The organism is Clostridium sp. E02 (assembly GCF_003833015.1).
Lineage (GTDB): Bacteria > Bacillota > Clostridia > Lachnospirales > Lachnospiraceae > Lacrimispora.
The window spans coordinates 1-24192 of record NZ_RJLQ01000017.1; the positions used below are offsets into that span (position 1 = coordinate 1).

At 38.3% G+C, this 24192-nt stretch carries 21 protein-coding genes; 4 read left to right on the top strand and 17 right to left on the bottom strand.

Going from position 1 to position 24192, the window contains the following annotated elements:
* Positions 1 to 207 precede the first annotated feature (207 nt).
* Positions 208 to 1950 (top strand): NFACT RNA binding domain-containing protein, encoded by a 1743-nt coding sequence (locus tag EFT72_RS13385; RefSeq protein WP_124067428.1) that lies wholly within the window; start codon positions 208 to 210, stop codon positions 1948 to 1950.
* Between the two features lie 90 nt (positions 1951 to 2040).
* On the opposite strand, the gene EFT72_RS13390 is transcribed toward EFT72_RS13385, so the two are convergent.
* The 3 genes from EFT72_RS13390 to EFT72_RS13400 all read right to left on the bottom strand — a co-directional run bounded on the left by EFT72_RS13390 (position 2041) and on the right by EFT72_RS13400 (position 3048).
* Positions 2041 to 2220: a hypothetical protein gene (locus EFT72_RS13390; protein ID WP_124067429.1), complete on the bottom strand. Its 180-nt coding sequence runs from the start codon at positions 2218 to 2220 to the stop codon at positions 2041 to 2043.
* A 37-nt stretch (positions 2221 to 2257) separates the two neighbouring features.
* Complete coding sequence (locus EFT72_RS13395; RefSeq protein WP_124067430.1) at positions 2258 to 2407, bottom strand: exodeoxyribonuclease V subunit alpha; 150 nt, start codon at positions 2405 to 2407, stop codon at positions 2258 to 2260.
* A 62-nt stretch (positions 2408 to 2469) separates the two neighbouring features.
* Positions 2470 to 3048: an accessory gene regulator B family protein gene (locus tag EFT72_RS13400; protein ID WP_124067431.1), complete on the bottom strand. Its 579-nt coding sequence runs from the start codon at positions 3046 to 3048 to the stop codon at positions 2470 to 2472.
* Positions 3049 to 3674: 626 nt separating this feature from the next.
* Between EFT72_RS13400 and EFT72_RS19315 the strand changes: the two genes are divergently transcribed.
* The gene (locus EFT72_RS19315; RefSeq protein ID WP_164473161.1) at positions 3675 to 4532 is read left to right on the top strand and encodes an ATP-binding protein; all 858 of its coding nucleotides are present in this window, start codon (positions 3675 to 3677) and stop codon (positions 4530 to 4532) included.
* A gap of 11 nt (positions 4533 to 4543) precedes the next feature.
* Positions 4544 to 5284, top strand: coding sequence for a LytTR family DNA-binding domain-containing protein (locus EFT72_RS13410; protein WP_124067433.1), 741 nt, complete (start codon positions 4544 to 4546; stop codon positions 5282 to 5284).
* 72 nt (positions 5285 to 5356) lie between these two features.
* Here EFT72_RS13410 and ilvA read toward each other — a convergent pair whose 3' ends face one another.
* The 13 genes from ilvA to EFT72_RS13475 form a co-directional block, all read right to left on the bottom strand.
* On the bottom strand, positions 5357 to 6580 hold the full coding sequence (ilvA, locus tag EFT72_RS13415) for a threonine ammonia-lyase (protein WP_124067434.1): 1224 nt from the start codon (positions 6578 to 6580) through the stop codon (positions 5357 to 5359).
* A 3-nt stretch (positions 6581 to 6583) separates the two neighbouring features.
* Entirely contained in the window at positions 6584 to 7525 is a 942-nt protein-coding gene (gene ftsY / locus EFT72_RS13420) for a signal recognition particle-docking protein FtsY (protein ID WP_124067435.1), read from the bottom strand.
* A 2-nt stretch (positions 7526 to 7527) separates the two neighbouring features.
* Complete coding sequence (gene smc, locus EFT72_RS13425) at positions 7528 to 11097, bottom strand: chromosome segregation protein SMC (RefSeq protein WP_124067436.1); 3570 nt, start codon at positions 11095 to 11097, stop codon at positions 7528 to 7530.
* An 18-nt stretch (positions 11098 to 11115) separates the two neighbouring features.
* Positions 11116 to 11823 carry a ribonuclease III gene (gene rnc, locus EFT72_RS13430; protein ID WP_124067535.1) on the bottom strand — a complete coding sequence of 236 codons (708 nt, stop codon included), beginning with the start codon at positions 11821 to 11823 and terminating at the stop codon, positions 11116 to 11118.
* Positions 11824 to 11898: 75 nt separating this feature from the next.
* On the bottom strand, positions 11899 to 12129 hold the full coding sequence (acpP, locus tag EFT72_RS13435; protein WP_124067437.1) for an acyl carrier protein: 231 nt from the start codon (positions 12127 to 12129) through the stop codon (positions 11899 to 11901).
* 19 nt (positions 12130 to 12148) lie between these two features.
* Positions 12149 to 13162, bottom strand: a complete 1014-nt coding sequence (plsX, locus tag EFT72_RS13440) for a phosphate acyltransferase PlsX (RefSeq protein ID WP_124067438.1) — start codon at positions 13160 to 13162, stop codon at positions 12149 to 12151.
* An 87-nt stretch (positions 13163 to 13249) separates the two neighbouring features.
* Positions 13250 to 14617 (bottom strand): MATE family efflux transporter, encoded by a 1368-nt coding sequence (locus EFT72_RS13445; RefSeq protein ID WP_124067439.1) that lies wholly within the window; start codon positions 14615 to 14617, stop codon positions 13250 to 13252.
* A 210-nt stretch (positions 14618 to 14827) separates the two neighbouring features.
* Positions 14828 to 15691: a glycine betaine ABC transporter substrate-binding protein gene (locus EFT72_RS13450; protein ID WP_206426656.1), complete on the bottom strand. Its 864-nt coding sequence runs from the start codon at positions 15689 to 15691 to the stop codon at positions 14828 to 14830.
* Between the two features lie 34 nt (positions 15692 to 15725).
* A complete protein-coding gene (locus tag EFT72_RS13455; RefSeq protein WP_124067441.1) occupies positions 15726 to 16568 on the bottom strand; it encodes a proline/glycine betaine ABC transporter permease in 843 nt (280 codons plus the stop codon).
* Positions 16561 to 17754 (bottom strand): glycine betaine/L-proline ABC transporter ATP-binding protein, encoded by a 1194-nt coding sequence (locus EFT72_RS13460; protein WP_124067442.1) that lies wholly within the window; start codon positions 17752 to 17754, stop codon positions 16561 to 16563. The genes EFT72_RS13455 and EFT72_RS13460 overlap by 8 nt, the downstream gene beginning before the upstream one ends.
* Positions 17755 to 18239: 485 nt before the next feature.
* Complete coding sequence (locus tag EFT72_RS13465; protein WP_124067443.1) at positions 18240 to 19091, bottom strand: carbohydrate ABC transporter permease; 852 nt, start codon at positions 19089 to 19091, stop codon at positions 18240 to 18242.
* A gap of 11 nt (positions 19092 to 19102) precedes the next feature.
* On the bottom strand, positions 19103 to 19990 hold the full coding sequence (locus EFT72_RS13470; protein ID WP_124067444.1) for a sugar ABC transporter permease: 888 nt from the start codon (positions 19988 to 19990) through the stop codon (positions 19103 to 19105).
* Positions 19991 to 20063: 73 nt separating this feature from the next.
* The gene (locus EFT72_RS13475; RefSeq protein ID WP_243110017.1) at positions 20064 to 21425 is read right to left on the bottom strand and encodes an extracellular solute-binding protein; all 1362 of its coding nucleotides are present in this window, start codon (positions 21423 to 21425) and stop codon (positions 20064 to 20066) included.
* 321 nt (positions 21426 to 21746) lie between these two features.
* Here EFT72_RS13475 and EFT72_RS13480 point away from each other — a divergent pair, with 321 nt between their 5' ends.
* The gene (locus EFT72_RS13480) at positions 21747 to 22607 is read left to right on the top strand and encodes a helix-turn-helix domain-containing protein (protein WP_124067445.1); all 861 of its coding nucleotides are present in this window, start codon (positions 21747 to 21749) and stop codon (positions 22605 to 22607) included.
* A gap of 10 nt (positions 22608 to 22617) precedes the next feature.
* Here the strand turns inward: EFT72_RS13480 and EFT72_RS13485 are convergent, their stop codons facing one another.
* On the bottom strand, positions 22618 to 24135 hold the full coding sequence (locus EFT72_RS13485) for a sialate O-acetylesterase (protein WP_124067446.1): 1518 nt from the start codon (positions 24133 to 24135) through the stop codon (positions 22618 to 22620).
* Between the last annotated feature and the right edge of the window lie 57 nt (positions 24136 to 24192).

Here is a 24192-nt window from a genome sequence, read left to right on the forward strand (position 1 = left end):
TTTACAAGCAGGTAACTGTAGTTTTATTAAAGTTACCCAAAAACTAATAGTACCTAGTTAAATCAAGCACCAGAAAACTGGTGCTTATGTTAAAACTTTTTCGGGACATTTTCAAAAACGGTTGACAATAGTTTTAAATTTTACATAAATTTGTTTCTGTGATATACTGTTCCTATTATAGAGACCATTTATCGGAGGAATCAGACAATGGCATTAGATGGAATAGTTATGGCAAATATTACAGCAGAAATGAAACTACGGCTGGAAGGTGGTAAAATAGCAAAAATCGCCCAGCCGGAAAAAGATGAACTGCTGTTTACAATTAAAAATCAGAAAAACACGTGGAGGCTATTAATATCTGCAAGTGCCAGTCTCCCCTTACTTTATTTTACGGAAAACAATAAGCAAAGTCCTTTGACTGCTCCAAATTTTTGTATGCTATTAAGAAAACATATTGGAAATGGAAGGATCACCCGGATCAGCCAGCCCGGTCTGGAGCGTATTATATGTATCGATGTGGAACACCTAGATGAATTAGGAGACAGAAGAACCAAGAAATTAAGAATAGAAATCATGGGAAAACATAGCAATATTATCTTCTGTAATGACGATGATATGATTCTAGACAGTATCAAACATATCTCGGCGCAGATCAGTTCTATCCGGGAGGTATTACCTGGTAGAGCTTATTTTATACCCAATACAGTCGAAAAAAAAGATCCATTGACGATTACGGAAGATGAATTTATAGATATTATCGGAGGAACTGCTTCTCCTATACAGAAAGCACTTTATTTAAAGATGACTGGAATCAGTCCCATTATAGCGCATGAGCTCTGTACGCTCGCGTCCCTTGATGGAGATCATTCTGCCAATGAATTAACTCGGTTGGAACTGGTTCATCTATATGGGATGTTTACTTTGATGATGGAAGATGTGAAAAAGGGGAATTTCACTCCTAATATTATCTTTAAAAACGAGGAACCAGTTGAATTTTCAGCATTGCCTTTAACCTGTTTCCAGGGAGATGGGTATGCCGCAAAGAGTTTTGATTCCATTAGTTCTCTTTTGGAATTTTATTATGCATCCAAAAACGCCATCACCCGAATTCGTCAGAAATCAGTGGATTTGCGCAAAATTGTTCAGATTGCATTGGATCGCAATTATAAAAAATACGACCTTCAAGAAAAACAGCTAAAAGATACAGAAAAAAAAGACAAGTTTAAAATATATGGAGAACTGCTAAATACGTATGGTTATGAATTAACTGGTGGCGAAAAGAAATTAACCTGTTTGAATTATTACACCAATGAAGATATTACAATCCCCCTCAATGATCAGTTATCGGCAAAAGAGAACGCACAGAAATACTTTGATAAATACAACAAATCAAAACGTACGTTTGAAGCTGTGACGGAGCAGCTTAAGGAAACCAAACAGGAAATCGACCATTTAGAATCGGTGAGTTCCTCTCTTGACATCGCACGGTTAGAAGAAGATCTGGTACAAATTAAGGAAGAATTAATGGAATACGGCTATGTAAAACATCGGCGTAGCGGAGATAAAAAGCCTAAAATCACAAGCAAACCGTTTCATTACCTCACGTCCGACGGATTTCATATCTATGTAGGAAAGAACAATTATCAGAATGAAGAACTGACCTTTAAGATGGCAAATGGCAATGACTGGTGGTTTCATGCCAAAGGGATGCCAGGTTCTCATGTCATTGTGAAATCAGAAGGGAAGGATCTATCGGATGCTGCCTATGAAGAAGCCGGTGCACTGGCCGCTTATTATTCCAAAGGCAGGGAAAATGACAAAGTTGAAGTTGATTATATTCAGAGAAAACAGATTAAAAAAGTAGCTGGCGCCGCACCCGGATTTGTTATTTACCATACTAATTTTTCTATGGTAGCGGAACCTAGTAATTCGTTAGAGGAAATCAAGTAGCAATTTACCGATCTATAAAAAAACAGATGCACGTAGGACGAATCCTATCTTCTGCATCTGTTTTTAAACAGTGACATTCCATAAAAAAGTTTAAAGTTCATCATAATTTATAAATGTTTTCCTCTCAGGAATTGTCGTAATCACCTCAATAAAATATTCTTCTGGAATAATCTTTCTGCTTCTACGTTTTGATGTGATGCTTTTGTACGCAGATTCTTCTGATATTTTTTTCTCCAGCATTCGAATTCTATATAATAAACGTTCTTTCAACCGTACTCTCACCTGTATTCCTTTATCAATTTGCGTGTTATTTATGTTCGTTTTTCAATCTGCTTTTTCTAATTACTGCATCTGGGATCTTTCGCTCGTACATAGTAACCGGGATGCTCTTCCCAACTGAATTAAGTGAGACTCTCTCCAATGTTTTTTGCAAACTCTTCACAAATTTTTCTTTCATTGTAGTACTCCTTTCTTTTTTCGAATTCGTATTTTTCTGCTTCATCATAATGCTCTATTTTATTATAGATTCCCCCAATTGTCCCCTCTGTTTAATCCTTGCTTTATAGGAAGTAACAGCACTACTTCTATAATTACTGGATAAACTAGCAGCTCTTTTAAGAAAGGAAACAAAAAAGCAACTACAACAAAAACCGTTAAAATAACAAACGAATATAGCTTCTTCTTAATAATCTCTTGTTGGCTGAAATATTCTATGTTAATGGTCCTTGGCACACAAAATAAAATGACAATTAAAGAGCAAATATAAATATAAGGGATATAAACCATACCAATCGGAACATACTCTCCTGCTAATAAAGATGTCCCCCATATCATAACCATACTGATTCCACAACCAATTCCTGTTTTGGCATGAATGCCACCTGCCTGTAGCCTCAAACTACAAAAAGCAACCAATACAACAAAAGTTTCAAACCCTTTTCCTATTAAAATTCCAATTAATTGGATCATTATGTATTTAAGAAGGTTGTCCAGCAATAACTCTATGCCGTATTGTATGATAGTATTTTCTTCTTGACTTTTGTGATTAATGCGACTCATCCAATTGCATAAAACAAACGAAATTTTAGTAATACTCATTTTTTCACCACCATTATCTTAATATTACCATAACTTTCCATTAAGAAATGTTTTTTTAATTTTCGTAGCAAATTTTATCTTAAGCGTAAAATATGTCTGATTTTTACACAATTTCCTTTACTTTCCAATTGGAACAAGGTAAAATAAAGGCATTGATTAAAGAGGTGATATACATGACATATTTTATCTATTCATTAACAGGAAGTCTCTGTAGCTATTTTTCATGTGTCAATTTACTACCAAACAAACTAATTTTCAAAAAGAAATTTTTAATTTTTCTATATATCTTTACGATCGCTTATTTTTTCAATCCAATTTTAGGGCAAGTCTGTTCTTTTATAATCAGTGGCGGATTATTGCTTTTAATTTTTTGGTTTACTAAATTTGATATTTTTAGTTTGTCTTGTTATTTGTTTGGTTATTTATATTCTATTACTTTTAACTATGTTGGTATGTGGCTTGCTGGTTATCTATTGAATATGAGTATGTCAGAATTACTTTCCCATAGCAACTTAACCATTATATTTTCTATTATCTACTGTATATTTTGCGGCATAACAACAAAATTACTTGGGTGGTTTATTCATGCAAAATTAAATATATCCAGGTACCTGAAAAACCGATACATGTTAAAAGCAATTTTTATTGACCTTTTTTTACTGGTTTTCTTTTTTGTGTTCAATTTTTCCTATGGCGAACGTTTGGGATATAACTATGGAGTCATTGCATTAAACGGGATTATGTTCCTTCTTTTATTTGTGATTACCTCTTATTTGATGTATTCCATTTATCAGATTACAGTGGGAGAACAAGCCTATAAGCATCGCATTATACAGTACGAGAATCTACAGTTATATACAGAACGTCTGGAGCATTCCTATCACACCATGCGCAAGTTTAAACACGATCACATCAATATACTAAGCACTATGTCAGGATTTATGTATGACAATGATATGAAAAGCTTAATGGAGTACTATGGAGAGAAGGTATTACCCCTCAGCCATTCATTTGCAGAGTCAGATACCAAATTGGGGGCATTGTCGAACATCAGAGATACTGCATTAAAGAGCCTGCTATCATCTAAATTTATATACGCTATGGAAATAGGGATTCAACTTGAGATCGAATTAACCGAAAACATCGAAAAGGTTCCTATGGATTCCTTGGATTTATCAAGGATTGTAGGTATCTTTATTGACAATGCCATCGAGGCTTCCCTTGAAACAGAAGAAAAAGATTTAAGGTTTTGTATGTTTTACCGCGAAAATAATTTATATCTAATCATTCGAAACACGTCATTACCCCCTGCGCTTCCCATCTCCCAATTGTGCACCCATGGCATCTCTACAAAAGGTGAAAACCGGGGCGTGGGACTATATAACGTATCTGCTCTATTAGAAAACTACCAGCAGACTGAGTGGAATACTACATACGAACAACCTTACTTCACGCAGGAATTAATTTTAGAAGAAGTTGTCTAAGAGGAGTAAGTATGATACACATTTATCTATGCGAAGACGACGAACAGCAATTATTACACTGGAAAGATATTATTACTAAATACTTGCTCATGAATGCGACCGAAACAAAATTATACTGCGCCATTGCATCACCAAAAGAGCTGCTAACCATTCGAAAGAAATCCGATACCATAGGACTTTATTTTTTGGATATTGATTTAAACGCAGCTATAAATGGAATCGAACTAGCACAGGAAATACGCAAATATGACCCGCGCGGTTATATTGTATTTGTTACCACTCACAGTGAGATGGCCCTTCTAACCTTTCGTTATAAAGTAGAAGCAATGGATTTTATTGTAAAAGGTGATCCAAAGACCTTACCGGAGCAATTCTGTTCTTGCATAAAAAATGCAGAGAACAACTATAGATCCCAATTAGAGTCCAGAAATCATCTTCTGTCTATAAAGATCGATAAGACATCTCTGGTACTGGATCAAAATGATATTGTTGCATTTTCAACTGGAAGTGGCTGTCACAAAGTTATTATCCATACGAAAAATGGCATTCGTCAGATCACTGGCTCATTAAAAGAAATAAAAGCCGGTTTAAATTCAGCGTTCTGCCAATGCAGCCGTTCTGCTATCGTCAATCTAAAACATGTTGTGAAATATTCCAGAAATGAATCTCTTTTGCTTATGGACAACAAAGAAACCTACCCCGTATCCGTCCGGATGGCAGGAAATGTACAGAAAGCCCTAGATAATCTATAATACATTCAAAAAAGACAGATGCGAAAGGTAATCCCCTTTTTCATCTGTCTTTTTATTTCGTACTATGTTACATTACTCTCCATAGGTTCCTTTGGATTTCACAAGCTTTGGACGATAATTTTCTGCAGTAAGTGCAGCCATAATTTTATTTTTATGATCTGTCCCAAACGCCTCTAGAGTAATTCTAAGTTCCACTGCCGAATTCCGGTTAATGGTGATAAACTGGTTGTGCTCCAAACGAATAACATTCCCCTGTTCCTTTGCAAGAAGTGCAGATACTTTCGCAAGCTCACCCGGTTTGTCTGGAAGAAGAATAGACACTGTAAAGATACGGTCTCTCTGAATCAATCCTAATTGAACAATTGAAGACATCGTAATCACATCCATATTCCCGCCACTTAAAATAGATACGATTTTCTTGTTATCCACTTTCATGTGTTTCAATGCGGCAACCGTTAAAAGACCTGAATTTTCTACAACCATTTTGTGATTCTCAACCATATCCAAAAAAGCAACAATTAGTTCAGAATCTTCGATTGTAATGATCTCATCCACATTCTCCTGGATGTAAGAAAACAGTTTATCCCCAGGACATTTAACAGCCGTTCCATCTGCAATGGTATTGACATCAGGAAGAGAAACCACCTTTCCCTGTCGGATAGACTCCTGCATGCAGTTTGCTCCCGCTGGTTCCACACCTATGACTTTAATTTTAGGATTCAGCATCTTCGCAAGTGTTGAGACACCGGTGCAAAGACCGCCTCCTCCAATTGGAACCAGAATGTAATCAATCGTAGGGAGTTCTTTTATAATCTCCATTGCAATGGTGCCCTGACCCGTTGCGATATCTAAGTCATTAAACGGATGAACAAAGGTAAGGCTTCGTTCCTCTGCCAACTGATACGCATAATTACACGCCTCGTCAAATACATCCCCTTTCAGAATTACCTCTGCTCCGTATCCTTTGGTTCGGTTCACCTTTATAAGTGGAGTTGTAGTCGGCATAACAATGGTTGCAGGAATTCCTGCCAGTTTAGCTGCGTATGCAACGCCCTGAGCATGATTTCCAGCAGAAGCAGTAATCAGCCCCTTTGCTTTTTCTTCTTCTGTAAGTGTACTAATCTTATAGTAAGCTCCTCTTACCTTATAGGCACCAGTATACTGCATATTTTCCGGTTTAAAGTATACTTTATTTCCAGTCTGTGTGGAAAAATACTCACTGTACACAAGCTTCGTTTCCAGAGTGACTTTACTTACGACTTCTGAAGCTTCTTCAAACTTATCCAATGTCAACATACTCTATACCTCCGTTTTATCTTCTACGTGAAACAATGCATCTACGAACTCTTTTGCATTGAACTTTTGCAAGTCATCAATTTTTTCTCCAATTCCTATATATTTAACTGGGATTCCTAATTCAGACTGAATTGCTACTGCAATTCCCCCTTTTGCAGTACCGTCAAGCTTTGTCAAAATTATTCCAGTAACGTCTGCTACCTCCATAAACTGCTTTGCCTGAACCAATGCATTCTGCCCCGTGGTTCCATCTAAAACCACCAAAGTTTCCCGATATGCATCTGGATATTCCTTATCAATAATCCGATTAATCTTTTTTAATTCTTCCATTAAATTCTTTTTGTTATGCAAACGTCCTGCCGTATCACAGATCAACAAGTCCGCATTCCTTGATTTAGCCGCAGCGACTGCATCGAATACCACAGCTGCAGGATCGGAACCTTCTTGTTGGGCAATAATATCCACTTTCGCTCGTATGGACCATTCGGTAAGCTGTTCAATTGCTGCTGCACGAAAGGTATCCGCTGCTGCAACAATCACTTTCTTTCCTTCATCCTTCATCTGACCCGCCAATTTTCCCACAGAAGTGGTTTTCCCTACTCCATTCACACCAATTACTAGAAGTACGGACTTACGGTTTTCAAATTCATATGCATTCTCTCCAAGATCCATCTGTTCAATGATGCTATCCATCAAGAGCTGCTTACACTCGGAAGGGTCTTTGATATTCTTTTCTTTGATCTTCTTTCTTAAATCTTCCACAATGGACATGGTTGTTTGAATCCCCAAATCGCCCATAATAAGAATTTCTTCGATTTCTTCATAAAATTCATCGTCGATTGCTGAAAAACCACTGAAAATGGAATCCACTCCTGAGATAATATTGTCTCTCGTCTTTTGCAATCCAGCTACCAGTTTTCCGAAAAATCCTTTTTTTTCTCCCATAGTCAGCCTCCTTTACTTTCTAAATCTTCTTCAATCAGGTTTACAGATACTAACGTTGAAACCCCTTTTTCCTGCATGGTAATCCCATACAGCCGGTCTGCAGTTATCATCGTTCCACGTCTGTGTGTAATTACGATAAACTGCGTATATTTCGTCAGCTTATGCAGGTAATTTGCAAAGCGGTCAACATTGGAATCATCAAGCGCAGCTTCTATCTCATCAAGAAGACAAAATGGAGATGGCTTTAAATTTTGAATGGCAAACAAAAGGGCGATGGCAGTTAACGCTTTTTCTCCACCAGAAAGCTGCATCATATTCTGGAGCTTTTTACCTGGTGGCTGGGAGATAATCTGAATCCCTGCTTCTAATATATCCTCGTCTTCAACAAGTTCCAGCGTCCCTCGTCCACCTCCGAAGAGTTCTTTAAACACCTGATCAAATTCCGCTTTTATTTCTCGGAATTTCTCATCAAACTGACGGCGCATTCCAGTATCTAGTTCTTCAATGATTTTTAAAAGAGTTCCTTCTGCAATCACTAGATCATCATGCTGGGACTTCATAAATTCATACCGCTGTGCTACTTCTTTATAATCCTCAATGGCATTAACATTGACGTTTCCTAACTTATGAATGTCTTCTTTTAAAGAAGCTATCATACGTTTGATGTCAGATAACGACGTCCACTCTTTCTTTCTAAGGGTTTCTGCCGTTGAAAAGGTTAATTCGTATTCGTTCCACATATAATTAACATGAGATTCCATTCGTTCATCTAATTTCTCATTTTGGCTTTGTAACCGAAACAACTCTTTATCAAGCAAACCGATTCGTCCAGTTCGTTCTTCTCTTTTTTGCAAAAGGTCTTTCTGCTGTTTGGTTTTCTCTTCTTTCTTAAATATCTTTTCTTGAAAAGACTGTTCCAGGGTAAGGACTTTTTCTTTTAATTCTTCCATTCGTTTTTTAACTTCTTGAATTTCATTCTGTTTGCCTTCTATCACCTGTTCCGAACTTTCAGTTCCATTCGATAGCCCAGATAATTCATCCTCTAGCTTTTTTATATCATCATTCACACGTTTTATGTTTTCTAACTCAAAATCATCCTTTTGTTTTAAAGTAGATGTAGCCAGCTGGATTTCTGAGTAATCGTTTAAAGACTTCTCTCTCTCACTCCTTGCCTGTAAAAGAATTTGATCCCATTCATCCAAATCTCCATTGGTAGCCAGACTTCGTTTCTCTAATTCTTCCGTAGAAACAATCAATTCTCTTCTGCTTACGTCTATCTCTTTGATCTGCAGTTCGAGCTGGGTGTTTTCTCGTTCGAGGTCTTCGTAAGATTCTATGATCTCCGCCTTTTTGTCCTCTATACGATGTAAATTTAGGTTTACCGTATTCTGTCTTAAATATAACTGCTGTTTTTCCTTTCGGTTCCGTTCTAGTTCTTCCTTGCTTTCTACAAGAAGACCCTCATTCAAGACCAGTTCTGTTCTGATTTGTTCCATTTCCTTTCGTACTCTGGTGCAGATATCTTCTAGTTCCTCTATTTCCCGCTTTCGTCCCAGAAGATTGCTGGTATTCTTAAATGCACCACCTGTCATGGACCCACCAGCACTTAAGAGTTCCCCTTCTAAAGTGACAATTCGTAAAGAATATTTGTATTTTTTTGCTAAAAATATAGCATGGTCTATGGTATCCACTACGACCACTCTTCCAAGGAGATAATTGATCAATCCTTCGTATTTCCCATCCGTCTCAACCAACGTATTTGCCAAACCGAGAACTCCCGGTTCATCCAATGCTTTATCCTGATGAAATTGGTTCTTACTTCCAATACTGGTAAGAGGAAGAAAGGTTGCACGTCCATAGCGGTTTTTCTTTAGATAATCGATTAGGCCCTTGGCTGTTTCCTCAGAATCTGTAACAATATTCTGTATGCTTCCACCAAGCGCTGTTTCAATGGCAATTTCATACTTTTTAGGAACTGTGATTAAATCCGCAACAACACCATGTATGCCACGTATCCTTCCCTTTGCTTCCATAACCCTGCGAATGCTGCCCCCATATCCCTCATATCGCTCCACAATGTTATGTAGAGACTCTAGCTTAGTGGAACTGGTGTGATACTCTTGATGTTTGTCATTTAATGTAATATTAAGCTGTTTGACTCCCTTTTCCAGTTCCTCCGTCCTGCTTTCGCTGGTCGCCTGTGACTCATCCCTTTTGGCTAGATCTCTTTCAATTTCATCTGATTCTCGTCTTAAGACAGTAATCTGTTCTTCTTGCTCGGACTCGTCACTTTTAAATTTTAACAATTTCTGACATACTTCAGAACGACGTACAGCCACCTGCTCAAGCATGGTCTCATAACGCTGCTGTTTGGCTTTCAGTGATGCTTTCTCATTTAGAAAATCAATAATTGTACCTTTTCCTTCTTCTATCTGCTGTTCTAAAAGGTGTATTTTTTCATCTTCTGCTGAAAGTACTTCCTCTGCTTTCTTTCGCCGTGCCATAGCTGCAGCTACAGAATCCGCAATTGCAGATCGCTCTTTCTCATAGTCCTTTGCTTGCTCTTTTTTCCGATCTATTTCAGAATGAATGGTCTGCACACGACCACTAATATGCTCTGCGTTCATCTGTTCGGCACGAATCTGCTCATTCAGTACGTTGATACGCCCTTCCAGATTTCCAGACTCCATATCATATCGATTCTTTTCATTCCGTTCTTCATTAATGGCTTCATCCAACTGAGTTAAATATGTATCCAGCGTCTCATACTGCGCTCTGATGGTTTCCGATGACTTTTTTGCATCTTCCAGATCTTTTTCAACGATGGTTTCTTTCTCTTTAAGTTCCTTCATTTGAATCCGAAGATTTTCTGATTCCATTAAAAACTGATTCACATCGTATTGTTTTAATTCTTCTTTTAATCGAAGGTATTCCCTGGCCGATTCCGATTGCCTGGCAAGAGGCTCCACTTGCTTTTCAAGCTCCGTCAAAATATCATTAACACGAACCAGATTTTGCTTCTCCCCTTCCAGCTTCTTTAGTGCAATCGCTTTTCTCCTTTTAAACTTTACAATTCCTGCCGCTTCATCAAATAATTCTCTTCGTTCCTCTGGTTTTCCACTTAAGATCTTATCGATCTGCCCCTGACCTATGATGGAATACCCTTCCTTACCAATCCCTGTATCGTAAAACAACTCATGAATATCCTTTAACCGGCAGGCACTTCCATTGATTCTGTACTCACTTTCCCCAGAACGGTACACTCTTCGGGAAACGGTCACCTGATCATATTCAATCGCTAGATGATGATCTGAGTTATCTAGTGTAATTGCCACATAGGCAAATCCCTGTGGCTTTCGTAATTCTGTTCCGGAAAAAATAACATCCTGCATACTGGAACTACGAAGTTGTTTCACCTTCTGTTCCCCAAGAACCCAGCGTACTGCATCTGCAACATTGCTTTTACCGCTGCCATTTGGTCCAACAATGCCGGTGATTCCATTGTGAAAGTCAAATAATATCTTATTAGCAAACGATTTAAAACCCTGTATCTCAATACTTTTCAAATACATATTTCACGCTGACAACCCTTAAATGGACTGCCCTTTCTTTTCCATATTTTTCAGCTTTAAAATTCCATGATATGCAGCAACCTGCTCCGCCGCCTTTTTTGTTCTTCCAGTCCCAGTGCCGATCACTTCACGACCAACCTTTACTTCTGTTTCAAACACCTTATTATGATCCGGACCTTCTTCCCTTATTAGTTCGTAGCTTAGCAGCTCGTCTGTTTTACTCTGAACAACCTCCTGCAAGATAGTCTTGCTATCATAAAAGAGCTGCTTGTGTTCCAGATCATTCATAATAAAATGCAGGATGAACTCTTTTGCATTAGCAAAACCACCGTCCAGATAAATAGCTCCTATTAGCGCTTCCATGGCATCCGATACAATGGAAGCCCTGCCTCTGCCTCCCGTTGCTTCCTCTCCTTTCCCTAAAAGCAAATAAGATCCAAGTTTTAAATCTTCGGCGCAATAAGCAAGTGTGGGTTCGCAGACAATACTTGCACGGATCTTTGTCAAATCTCCTTCTGGTTTGTCCGTATACTTATGATATAGACAGTCACTGGAAACAACTTCCAGTACAGCATCTCCTAAAAACTCCAGTCTTTCATTGCATTCTAATTTATTCAAACGATGTTCATTGGCATAGGAGCTATGTGTCATGGCCTGAACTAGTAAATGCCTGTCCGTAAACTGATAGCCAATCCTCTCTTCCAATTCTTTTACATTTTTACTCATCATTGATCCTCTTTTCATATTATGAAAGAAGGTGCCGCGACCAGACTTTTCCGTCTATAGCAGCACCCACATCTATTAATTTAAAGCATTCTTGATCTGTTCTACTGCATCACTGACACTGACAATATTTTCTGCCACTTCCGTGGGAATTTCAATATCAAATTCCTCTTCAATTCCCATAACAATCTGGAATACATCAAGTGAATCCGCTCCCAAATCATCCACAAATGTAGCGTTCATGTTGATCTCATCTGCCTCAATATTCAATACCTCTGCAATAATTTTCTGTAACTTTTCAAATTCCATTTCTTTTCCTTCCTCTCTCCTATTGTTGTTTCGCTTCACCAATTTTAAGACTCTCTCTTATCTTATCATTAATTCCCTGTTCATTGAAAGTTACGCATTGAAGAATTGCATTTTTCACTTCAATGGCCTTTGAATTTCCATGTGTCTTTACCACAAGTCCATTCAGTCCAAGGAGTGGTGCTCCTCCGTACTGAGAAGAATCAAATGATTTCAGCGTTTCCTTCAAAGCAGGTTTTACAAGGAGCGCTCCGATTTTACTCCGTAAACTTCCCATCATACCGCTTTTCACCTTATTAATTAAGGTTGCTCCCACACCTTCAAACAGTTTCAAAATCACATTGCCAACAAATGCTTCACATACAATCACATCTGCACCGCCATGGGGGATTTCCCTGGCTTCAATGCTCCCAGTAAAATTAATATCCTTGCATTCCTTTAACAGTGGAAAGGTTTCCTTAACCAGTGCATTTCCCTTCTCTTCCTCTGCTCCGATGTTAACAATCGCAACTCTCGGATTCTTGATCCCCGCAACATGTTCCATGTAAAGAGATCCCATTCGGGCAAACTGAACCAGGTGAGATGGTCTTGCGTCCACGTTGGCACCACAGTCAATTAATAGGGAGGCTCCCTTTTCTGTGGGAATAAGCGGAGCCAAGGGCGGTCTTTCCACCCCTTTGATGCGGCCAACGATTACCTGACCACCTACCAGAATTGCTCCAGAACTACCCGCGGATACAAATGCATCTGCTTCTTTGTGCTTCACCAGATTCATACCAACTACAATTGACGAATCTTTTTTCTTTCTTATTGCATTCACTGGTGACTCTTCTGTCTCGATTACCTCTGTGGCATTGACTATCTGTATCTGTTCTTTCTTGTATTCATGTTTTGAAAGTTCTTCAGATACAATAGATTCCTTCCCTACTAAGAGAACCTGAATCTCTTTGTTCGCATTCACTGCCGCTACGGCACCTGCAACCATTTGAATTGGTGCATAATCACCGCCCATGGCATCTACAGCTACTTTTATCATTGCGCTCCCCTTTCAAGTACTTCTTAAGATAATCTATTACATAATATACTAAATATTATTCTAGAAATCAACAATAAAATGAGAAAATTATAACGAGGAGCCTGCCGACCTGTAAGTCCTGTTTTTTTCTACTTTTTTCATCACAAAAACATAAGATATTCCAGTAAACAAAGCAGCACTTAACCATGCCAATGGATCACAGGCACAGGCAATTGGATAACTAAATAAACGTATAGCAAGAATAGCCGTAAACATTCTAGCGGCCAGTTCCACCACACCTCCCATCATAGGTAGGAACCCATATCCACAGCCTTGCATTGCATTACGGAAAATAAAGATAGTACCAAGTGGAATGTAAAAGGCTGCGCACATATAACTATATATCTTTGCCCAAGATAAAATTTCAGTTATATCTACATCTTTAGAGAAAAACAGTCTTAGTGCATACGGCAGCAACAGATACACGACAGTCGTGCATACAACTGCGTACACAATCTCTGTTAATATGGCAACACGCACGCCTCTTCGGATTCTGCCAATATCACCTTTTCCATAATTCTGGCCTACGTATGTTGCCATCGTCTGCCCCATCGCAATCATCCCCTGAATTACCATGCTCTGGAACTTATTGGCTGCCGTGTAGGAAGCTACGGCGATAGAACCGAACAAATTCACCGCAGACTGCATGATAATAGTCCCTGACGCTGTAATCGCAAATTGAAGCGCCATCGGTATTCCAATTGAAAGCTGAATTCTAGACTCATAACGATGTAGTTTCCAGTGCGATTTTAAAGGAGTTAAAACGGGTACTTTTTTCGTTATATATAGAATACAGAGAATGGCAGAAATTCCCTGGGAAACATTCGTTGCCCAAGCGGCACCTGCCACCCCAAGTTGAAAAACAATAATGAAAATCAAATCTAAAACAACGTTAAAACTAGCGGAAAAGACAAGAAACATAAGAGGAATCCTGCTGTTTCCAACCGAACGCAAATAGGATGAAAATAAGTTGTAAAATACGTTTGCTGCAATCCCCATACAGATAATTGATATATAAGTATACGCATCGGTCGTAATATTCGCCGGAGTATTCATCAATTTTAAGAGTGGACGCATAAAAGTCAGGCTGACTGTGGTCATAATCAACACGACAAACAAAGACAATAAGATTCCATTCGCTACAGACCTCTTTGTTCCTTCTTCATCTCTCGCCCCAAACCGCTGACTGGTAAGTACAGTAAACCCTGTACTCATCCCTTGCGAAAAACCGATTACCAGAAACATAATCGTCCCAGTAGAACCTACTGCTGCCAAAGCATCTGAACCCACAAATCGGCCTACAATAATAGTATCTACCATATTATATAGCTGTTGAAATATATTACCGATAAGAAGCGGAAGTGTGAATTTCAAAATAATTGGAAGTGGATTTCCCCTTGTCATATCGGTCTCCATAGTCATTCTCCTTTTGTAATCAAAATATTCTGTCTGACCATTTATTGTCTACATAAACGTTATTTTATCATGTTCCTATTCTATTGTCACGGTTCTTTTGAAAAAAAATTCAATAAAATACGGAATCGAAAAAGCAGGCAGAGAATCCACTAATATTCTCTGCCTGTCTACTATTTAGAAACAATTAGTTTTTATAAAACATCGCCTAATTTATTTGCCCAACCATTCATTCACCTGGTCTTCATGGTTGTTCATCCATTCTTTTGCAGATGCAAGAGGATCATCCCCATCTTCAATCGCACCCATTAAATCAGCCAGTACTTCATCTGAAAACTTGTAATTTTTAATGAATTTTGCAACTTCTGGCTGATCTTTTTCAAACCCTTTTCTGCTGTAGGCATGAATGCTTTCCGCATCCCCGTAAATCCCTTTCGGATCTTCCAGAACCTTTAAATCCCAGCGGGCAAACATCCAGTGAGGAGTCCAGCCAGTAACTACGATTGGTTCTTTCTTATCAATTGCTTTCTTTAAAGATGCAGTCATTGCAGGACCACTCCCATTTACCAGTTCATAATCTAGTCCATACTGTTCAATTGCTTTTTCAGTTGCATTCATAATCCCTGCACCTGAATCAATTCCGATGATCTTGCCAGCAAACATATCCTTGTTCTCGTTTAATTCTTCAATACTATTAATATCTACGTAAGAAGGTACAACAAGACCAATCCGTGCATTCGCATTCTCAACACCTAAATCAACAATATCATCCCCATATTTCTCTAAATACTCTCCGTGGGTAACTGGAAGCCAGGTATCTAGAAAAAGATCGGTGTTCCCACTTGCCAGCGAAGTAAACACAGGCGCTACATCGGCAAGAACAAGATCTACTTTATAGCCCATCTTCTCTTCCAAAATTGCTGCAGCCAGATTGCTCATCGCAATCCCCTCCGCCCAATTTACATAACCGATCGTTACTTCTTTCGAATCCGCCTTCTTATTCCCTCCAGAAGCACATCCAGTCACAAGACTTGTTGCCAATCCAATTGATAAAATTAATGATAAAATTTTCTTCATATAATGATCCTTTCTATTATCTATCTATATTTATTTATTTGCTACCAGTTTTAGTTTTTTTTGATCTTCCAACGCTTTGAGTCACTCGATCTAATATCATGGCAAGGATTACAACAGCCAATCCACCTTCAAAGCCTTCTCCGATTTTCATCTGAGAAATCCCCTTCAAGACAACATCTCCTAGTCCGCCGGAACCGATCATAGCAGAGATTACTACCATTGACAAAGACAGCATGATTGTCTGATTTAATCCAGCAAGAATCGTAGGCATAGCCAGGGGAATCTGCACTTTAAATAGCATCTGCTGTGGTGTCGCCCCAAATGACCGAGACGCTTCCACCACGTCTGCAGGTACCTGTCTGATCCCTAAACTAGTTAATCGCACAATCGGAGGCATAGCGAATATAATCGTTGCAAAAGCTCCCGGAACCGGTCCTAAATCAAAAAAGTACACCGCTGGAATCAAGTAGACAAATGCGGGCATGGTCTGCATGAAATCCAAAATTGGTCTCATGACTTTATTCAACCGATCACTTCTTGACATCCAAATTCCAAGGGGAATTCCGATTAACAAAGCAATTAATGTTGCTGTGGTCACCAACGCAAATGTCTTCATGGTCAATTCCCATAATTCAATACTTTTTATAACAAGACAACCAACGATTGAAAAGATTGCTGTTTTTCTGCCGGCTGTAAAATATGCAAGAACCCCTATTAAGATTAACATGATCACAAAAGGAATTCCGATATAAACAAATTGAAATCCATTAATGACTGCTTCAATCGCAGTCTTAATTCCCCCAAAAAATCCAGAGAGATTATTGGTTAACCAGTCAACCCCTTTTTCTACATATAAACCAATCGGTAATCTAATCATTTTGATCCTCCTCTCCCATGATTCCTGCAAGAACAGAAACCTTGAAGATAATACCCATTATCTTTTTTTCTTCATCCACCACAACAAGTGGATATTTGGAATTCATGAATAAAGGGATTAAGTCTTCGATTAAATCATCTGGAGAGACTTGGCATATATCCTTGTCTATAATTTCATCTAGATCATCTTTATTGGAATTGATTAAACCCAATGTATCCTCTATCTTTACAATTCCTTTTATTTTTCGCTGTTTATCCACGACAAATACACTTGATATATTGGAATCTCTCATCTTACGGATTGCAACACGGGCCCCGTCTTTGGAAGTTACAAGTGTATCTGTTGGTTTCATGATAGAACGTGCGGTTACTACTTTTACACGGTTTACTCCCTGTACAAACTCTCTTACATAATCATTGGCAGGATGCTTTAAGATATCTTCCGGTGTTCCAATCTGTACAATGACGCCATCTTTCATAATTGCAATCCTGTCTCCGATTTTTAAAGCTTCATCCAGATCATGCGTAATAAATATGATGGTTTTCTGCATTTTCGTTTGCAATGCCAATAATTCGTCCTGCATTTCCTTTCGAATCAAAGGATCCAATGCACTGAACGCTTCGTCCATAAGTAATATATCAGGATTGGTGGCCAAAGCTCTGGCCAGACCAACACGTTGCTGCATACCACCGCTCAGTTCTGCAGGCATGGATTGTTCATATCCCTTAAGTCCGACAAGATCCAACGCTTCTAATGCTTTTTTATTCCGTTCTTCTAACGACTCTCCTTGTATCTCAAGACCAAAAGCTACGTTTTCTTCAATGGTACGATGAGGCAGCAATGCGAAATTCTGAAAAACCATACCTATTTTTTTACGTCTTACTTCTCTTAAATTAGCTTTATCACATTCCATTATGTTCTGATCATCAATATATACGGAACCACTGGTGGGTTCTATCAGTCTGTTTAAGCATCTGATTAATGTGGACTTACCGCTTCCAGAAAGACCCATGACCACAAAAATCTCCCCTTCTTCTACCGCAAAGCTGGCATTATTTACACCAATTCCATGGTCAGTTTCTTTCAATATTTCTTTTTTAGACTGCCCTTTTTTCAGACGTTCTAATACTTTATGGGGTGATGACCCAAAAATTTTATAAAGATTTTTAACCTCTAATTTGGTCATATTTCTTTCATAATATAGCAAATACATTACGAAAATCTTTTTGCTATATCATTCTCCTTTCTTTGTTACTCTACTAAGTAAGTGTTGCCACAATCATATTCCTATATCCGCAGTAATTATTATACATTCAATGTTTGCATAAATTTAACGTCCCATTCCTAAAATTAAAAAATAAGGGAAATTTGGATTTGTAAAAGAATTTTAGACGATTGATCTCAAGCCGACTCAATCATTATAAGTTTAGTTATGTAAACGATTGTGAGAAAGCAACTTTATTAGAATTTGAAGTTGTCACTTTTAAAAATATAACATATGAATTCTTATATGTCAAGAAACTTCATGGTTTTTGTGGGTATTTATGGAATTTTATTAAGAATTCAAACGAAATGATAAGTGTAAAAACAATAAAATCCATTGCCATTCTGCGATGCTAAATGGCAATGGATTTTACCTTTTATTGTGTAACAATCCCTAATAAAGGGAGATCAACCTTTCACGGCTCCAGCCGTAAGACCATCTACAATTTGGTTGCTGAATATACTGTAGACAACAATCGTAGGTGCAATGGCAATGATAATAGCTGCAAACATCTGTACATAATTTGTTGAATATGGACCCACAAAGAATGTTAGAGTGACAGGTAATGTTTTCTTCCTGGCATCTGATATAAAAACCATAGCCAAAAGCAGTTCATTCCAGTTCCCAACAAAAGTCATAATTCCAGCTACATACATGCCCACTTTTGCAAGGGGAAGCGCTATCCTTCCAAAACAGCCATAGATCGAACATCCATCAATACAAGCTGCCTCAAACATTTCATTTGGCATACTCCGAAAAAAGCCAACCATAAGAAAAACTGTCATAGGAAGCGAAAACGTTATGTATGGTATGATCAACCCCAACAGGTGATTGGTTAACTGCCAGTCGGAAAAGCGAACAAACAAAGGGATTAACACACAGTGAACTGGAACCATCATACCGATAAGAAAATAATTCATAAGGATACGAAGGATCTTCCATCTCATTCTCGCAATGGCAAATGCAGCCATTGCACCGATAATCAAACTAATGATAAGTGCGCTTCCACATACGATTACCGAATTTAAAGTTGCAATTCCCAAATCACCTTTTGTCCACGCAAAAATATAATTACCCAACTGCAAGATCTTTGGAAGCGAAAACGGAGAAGTCATTACTTCCCGATTCGTCTTAAAAGACACGCTGAGCATCCACAGAAGGGGGAAAAGATAAATAACCGCCAGTAATACGAGCAGAACATAAATCAACGCCTCCACGACGGTCATGGATTTTCTTTGTTTTTTTACTATAGTTTTCATCCATTCACCTCCTAAGCTTCATATGTTTCAGTTTTTAACACCTTGCTGATCAGCAGTGTTACAACCAAACATAGTAGAAGCAGTACGATAGAAATTGCACTTGCATACCCATACTTATAATATTTAAATCCTTGCGTATAAAGATGAGAAGCCAATACTTCTGTCGCATGATTGGGTCCGCCCTGTGTCATGTTATAGATCAAATCAAAAAACTTTAAGGAACCAATACAATTGAGTGATAAAGTAGTTACCAGCATTGGACGGATTAAGGGCATAGTTATAAAACGGAATGCCTGCGTTTTAGATGCTCCGTCTATGTAGGATGCCTCGTAGACATCCTTCGATATTCCTGATATCTGCGCCATATATAACATCATATTTTGTCCTACATATTGCCAAAGAGCCACAAATCCGATTACCCACATTGGGAGTGGAATAAAACCTTTGGTGGAAAACAACCAGTTAGGTCCTTGTATTCCCATAAGGCTAAGTGGTTGATTGATTCCTATCTTGGGATTAAAAAGAAATGCCCATAACAACCCTAACGCTGCGGATGAAAGTACACAGGGTAAATAATAAATATTTTTAAAAAGATTTCTCCCTTTTTTTACATTCGTCAACATTACTGCCAGAAACAATCCGATTATTTGTTGTGTAACCGCAGAAAAAACCATAAAAAATATAGAATTCTTCAAAGCAATTTTCATCGTTGTATCGCTTGTAAATAAGTTTATGTAATTTTTAAATCCAACAAATTCTGGTTTCGTTAATCCTGTGTAATCACATAAGGAATAGTAGATAACCTGGATAATTGGAACAAATAAAATCAGTGTAAACAAAAGGAATGCCGGCGCAACAAATATAATTGCAGCTTTTTTATCTTCCAAGAGCTTATTCATAATGTCATCCTTTCCTCGCTATAAGGAAGGTATACGGTTGAATAAACCACCGTATACCTTCTCATTCTATCAATTATTTATTCCAGACATTCTTCTCGAAGTAATCTTGCACTTTCTGTAGTGCCTCCTCCGGAGTTGCATTCCCAAGGAAGATATCAACCATCGCATCATCGAAGGTATCTCCTGCTTCTACACTGGCCAGTGACTCGTTATAAAAGCCTAACGTTCCTGTCACATTCTTTAATATATCCCCAATGTATGCAAACTGTTTTGGCGCCTTATCATAATCAATCTCCACATTAGTTACCGGGATCTTGCCAGCAACTTCGGCCGTATATTTCTGAGAAGTTTCATCGGTAAACATCTTCATCAATGCGATGCATGCATCTTTGTTTTTTGTATTTGCACTCATAACAAGATTATCTGTTTTTACGATCATACGGTTGGGATCAGAACCTCCCTCGATCTTTGGAAACTGGAAAACACCACATTTGTCTTCAAATTCAGGATTGTTGCCATTGATCTGTGCAATCGCCCAGGAACCTTGTACAAGCATAGCCGCATCTCCATTGTAGAAATTAGCGGTTGCCTGATCATTGGAATCTCCAGCCGCAGAATCCTGGAAATACTTAGAAAGTTCTTGCAGCTTAGTCCCAGCATCAAGAAAACTTTTACTTGTCCAGTCCAGCGTTCCCGCATTTACTTGAGCCAGATTATCCGGACCACCTTCACGGTCACAAAGATAACCGGCAACCATAGATAAACACCATGCCGTTCCAGCTGAACATGAAATTGGTGTATAGCCTGCTTCCTTTATTTTTTTACAAGCTTCTATTAAATCTTCATAGGTCTTAGGAACTTCAACTCCCGCTTCTTTAAAGATATCTGTATTGTAAAAAACACAGGCAGATGCAAAGTTAGTCGGTACTGCCATAATCTTTCCATCGTATGTAATCCGTTCAAAAATACCGTCTGTGAAGCCATTGTACCATTCCGTCTCATCCTTTTTTAACATGTCTGTTAAATCGGCTGCTACACCAGCATCTACATATTGGGTTAGATTAGGACCAGGATTACAGATAAATACATCCGGTGTGTTACCTGATGCAACCAATGCATTTAACTTTGTATCGTATTCCTCCAAATTGGTCGTAACCACATTGCAATAATACTTTCCCTTATACGTTTCATTATAACGATCGATTACGTCTTTATATCCTTTGCTGATCAAATCTTCTGTTGCTTCGAGATTATCCCAGAACATCCAAGTAATCTGTTCCTCATCCCCAGTTGCTTTTACCTCAGCTGAGTTACCTTCTTCCTGACTTTTGTCAGATTTGTCTGTTGACCCCGTATCCGTAGATACACTACAGCCTGCTAATGACCCCACAACAAGACTGGCTGCTAAAAACCCAGAAAACATTTTTTTAAACATACCTATCCTCCTTAACAAACAATTACTTATTTGGTACTTATTTGATAGTTTCATCATAACAGCATCTTACAAAGTTTTCTTTATAATTATTGCCTCCATATTACTAATTATTGCTAATCTTTATATTTACACTCTTGAAAATTTTATATGTTATATCTATATTTTTTAAAATTAAATTATTATTTTTGTACTTATTTATATAAATTACCTTTTCGCTTTTACTTTCTATGAATTAACCTTGCAATTTATACCTCTATCTTTTATAATATTTATGAATCATTAGAGCAATTATTACTTATCAACTTGCAAGGAGTGAATCCGATGATCGAAAATCTGAGAGGTATTCATGAAACCGTCAATTACAAAGAGTATTCAAATATCAGATTATATGATAACACAGAAGCAGAGAACTATCCTGCACATTGGCATACTCCGCTGGAGATCATTATGCCCTTATCGAATGCATACTCAATCGTATGCAATACTCATAGATACGAATTAAGACCTGGTGATATTATGTTGATTTGCCCTGGAGTAATTCATGCTCTGGAAGCCCCCAAGTTTGGCCGTCGTATTATATTTCAGGCAGAGCTTCCTATGTTCCACGAGATCCGAGAGTTGGAATCCATTCTTACCTTATTAAATCCAACTTTTATTATCACTCCCGAATCATTTCCAGTGATCCACGAGCAGTTTAATCATAGCATGCTAGATATTTTGAAAGAATACAATAAGGATTTGCCACTGACAGAAACTATGATTTATTCCAAGCTATTAGAAATATTTGCTTTGATCGGCCGCAATCATACGGAACGTGCCAGCTCCATGGATTCAACCAATATAAATCAAAAAAAATATGCAGAAAAATTTATTTATATATGCAATTACATCAGCAGCCATTGCACAGAAGAACTGACCCTAGAAGAAGTTGCATCACTGGTTGGCTTCAGTAAATACCACTTTGCCCGACTTTTTAAGCAATTCGCCAACATTTCTTTTTATAAATACGTAAACAAAAAACGGATAGCCACTGCCGAAACGCTTTTAATTAACCATCAGCTTTCGATTACTGAGGTTGCCATGCGTTCCGGATTTTCTAGCCCATCCGCTTTTATTCGTATGTTTAAGATCATGAAATCCTGCACTCCAACAGAATTTCGTAAAATGTACATAGACAGCTAAACCATACCCATTATTCTTCCGGGCAAACCACCTCAAAAGGCTTTGCCGGAAGACCTGCTTCATTAAACAAATTCACTTCACAGTATCCTTCTTTTGCATATCGGATCGTAATTGGTTCCTTTGTAATCCCATCTAACCAAATAGATACTTTTGTATCGACCTCAAAAGTTTTGATTCTCTTTGGTTCTCCATTCTGCACAAACGTTAAACTTTTAATCTCATTCCCTTTTAGATACATACGGTTGCCTGCATGGGTAAAATACAGCGTAATATGATCTTTTTCCCGCTCTACCTTTGAAAATTCTGGCGATTCACAAAGAATATCTTCTCCATATATCATGCCTCTTGCCAGAAGAGCCAATCTTTCTCCTACTTCAATCTTTTGTTTCGGGTGAATGTCTTCATACATACCCAAATCCATGATTGAAACCATACCAGTCATAGGAACTTTTTTAGATACCACTTCCTGACTCTCTCTAACCGCTGGATAATCTGTCCCAAAAATATTCAGCCACTTTCCAAATGGTGCCAGCTGTACGAATAAAAACGGAAGTTCATCCTTCCATAGATCTCGCCAACACTGGATCAGAGCAGAAAATGTCTTATGGTATATATCTCCATGACCAGAGTCCGATTCGCCCTGGTACCACAATACTCCCTTAACCGGGAATGGCGCAATCGTCTTTAACATATGTTCATATAAGCCAGAAGGCCGATAATGATGATAAGGTCCAAGCGGCAGGGCTGGATCACCTGAAGTTTTTTCCATCCATCGCTCTTGATCTCGTTCGCTCATCCCATACATTAAAGCTCTGGTCGCAATCTGATGTTCATAGGAATCTTCAAATGCCCAAGCCTCCAAACTTTTGTTTTTTAATTCCACTGGATCTAGTGCGGAAACAGATTCCTGATACTCTTTCTCAAATACATTAAGAGGCTCTTGTTCCAGATAGGAGGGTGCCATCCATGCACATGCGGGAGTTCCACCCCAATTACAGCCAATGACCCCTACAGGGACAGATAGAACTGGTTGCAGGCACCTTGCGAAGGCATAGCCCGGTGCTGAAAACGTATCCCACTGGAAATCGTGTTCCATAAACCAGGTTCCTGAGTCTTCTAAATCCCTTACCTGACCATTGTAAGCAATTCTTTTTACATTAAACATATGAATATTCTCGTTACGATCCCATTGCTTTATCTCGTTAAAGTGAGAATCATATCGAAGAAAATATTCCATGTTGGATTGTCCTGCTGCGATAAAGATATCGCCAATGCTGATATCTTTAATGATTATTTCAGGTTCTTTCTCTTCTTCCAAGTAGATGGTAAGGACATTATGGATGGAGGCTTTCTGAGAAGGCAATTCCAAATAAAATTCTAAATCTTTCCCTCTTGTACTTATCTTCTCCCCGCAGAAACATACAGTCACTTGTTCCCCATCGTTTGTTTTTCCCCATATTTTGATTGGCTTCTCTCTTTGAAACATCATCCCATCTTGAAAAATTTCAGGCAATTCAATCCGTGCCATATAGATCCCTCCATTCACTCATGTTATTGGATCCATTATATCACAGATAATTTTTTG

What these genes read in the sequence shown, in the direction of transcription:
- EFT72_RS13385 (WP_124067428.1), top strand. Translation starts at nt 208, where the DNA reads ATGGCATTAGATGGAATAGTTATGGCAAATATTACAGCAGAAATGAAA.
- EFT72_RS13395 (WP_124067430.1), bottom strand. Translation starts at nt 2,407, where the DNA reads ATGAAAGAAAAATTTGTGAAGAGTTTGCAAAAAACATTGGAGAGAGTC.
- EFT72_RS13400 (WP_124067431.1), bottom strand. Translation starts at nt 3,048, where the DNA reads ATGAGTATTACTAAAATTTCGTTTGTTTTATGCAATTGGATGAGTCGC.
- EFT72_RS19315 (WP_164473161.1), top strand. Translation starts at nt 3,675, where the DNA reads ATGTTAAAAGCAATTTTTATTGACCTTTTTTTACTGGTTTTCTTTTTT.
- EFT72_RS13410 (WP_124067433.1), top strand. Translation starts at nt 4,544, where the DNA reads ATGATACACATTTATCTATGCGAAGACGACGAACAGCAATTATTACAC.
- ilvA (WP_124067434.1), bottom strand. Translation starts at nt 6,580, where the DNA reads ATGTTGACATTGGATAAGTTTGAAGAAGCTTCAGAAGTCGTAAGTAAA.
- ftsY (WP_124067435.1), bottom strand. Translation starts at nt 7,525, where the DNA reads ATGGGAGAAAAAAAAGGATTTTTCGGAAAACTGGTAGCTGGATTGCAA.
- smc (WP_124067436.1), bottom strand. Translation starts at nt 11,097, where the DNA reads ATGTATTTGAAAAGTATTGAGATACAGGGTTTTAAATCGTTTGCTAAT.
- rnc (WP_124067535.1), bottom strand. Translation starts at nt 11,823, where the DNA reads ATGAGTAAAAATGTAAAAGAATTGGAAGAGAGGATTGGCTATCAGTTT.
- acpP (WP_124067437.1), bottom strand. Translation starts at nt 12,129, where the DNA reads ATGGAATTTGAAAAGTTACAGAAAATTATTGCAGAGGTATTGAATATT.
- plsX (WP_124067438.1), bottom strand. Translation starts at nt 13,162, where the DNA reads ATGATAAAAGTAGCTGTAGATGCCATGGGCGGTGATTATGCACCAATT.
- EFT72_RS13445 (WP_124067439.1), bottom strand. Translation starts at nt 14,617, where the DNA reads ATGGAGACCGATATGACAAGGGGAAATCCACTTCCAATTATTTTGAAA.
- EFT72_RS13450 (WP_206426656.1), bottom strand. Translation starts at nt 15,691, where the DNA reads ATGAAGAAAATTTTATCATTAATTTTATCAATTGGATTGGCAACAAGT.
- EFT72_RS13455 (WP_124067441.1), bottom strand. Translation starts at nt 16,568, where the DNA reads ATGATTAGATTACCGATTGGTTTATATGTAGAAAAAGGGGTTGACTGG.
- EFT72_RS13460 (WP_124067442.1), bottom strand. Translation starts at nt 17,754, where the DNA reads ATGACCAAATTAGAGGTTAAAAATCTTTATAAAATTTTTGGGTCATCA.
- EFT72_RS13465 (WP_124067443.1), bottom strand. Translation starts at nt 19,091, where the DNA reads ATGAAAACTATAGTAAAAAAACAAAGAAAATCCATGACCGTCGTGGAG.
- EFT72_RS13470 (WP_124067444.1), bottom strand. Translation starts at nt 19,990, where the DNA reads ATGAATAAGCTCTTGGAAGATAAAAAAGCTGCAATTATATTTGTTGCG.
- EFT72_RS13475 (WP_243110017.1), bottom strand. Translation starts at nt 21,425, where the DNA reads ATGTTTAAAAAAATGTTTTCTGGGTTTTTAGCAGCCAGTCTTGTTGTG.
- EFT72_RS13480 (WP_124067445.1), top strand. Translation starts at nt 21,747, where the DNA reads ATGATCGAAAATCTGAGAGGTATTCATGAAACCGTCAATTACAAAGAG.
- EFT72_RS13485 (WP_124067446.1), bottom strand. Translation starts at nt 24,135, where the DNA reads ATGGCACGGATTGAATTGCCTGAAATTTTTCAAGATGGGATGATGTTT.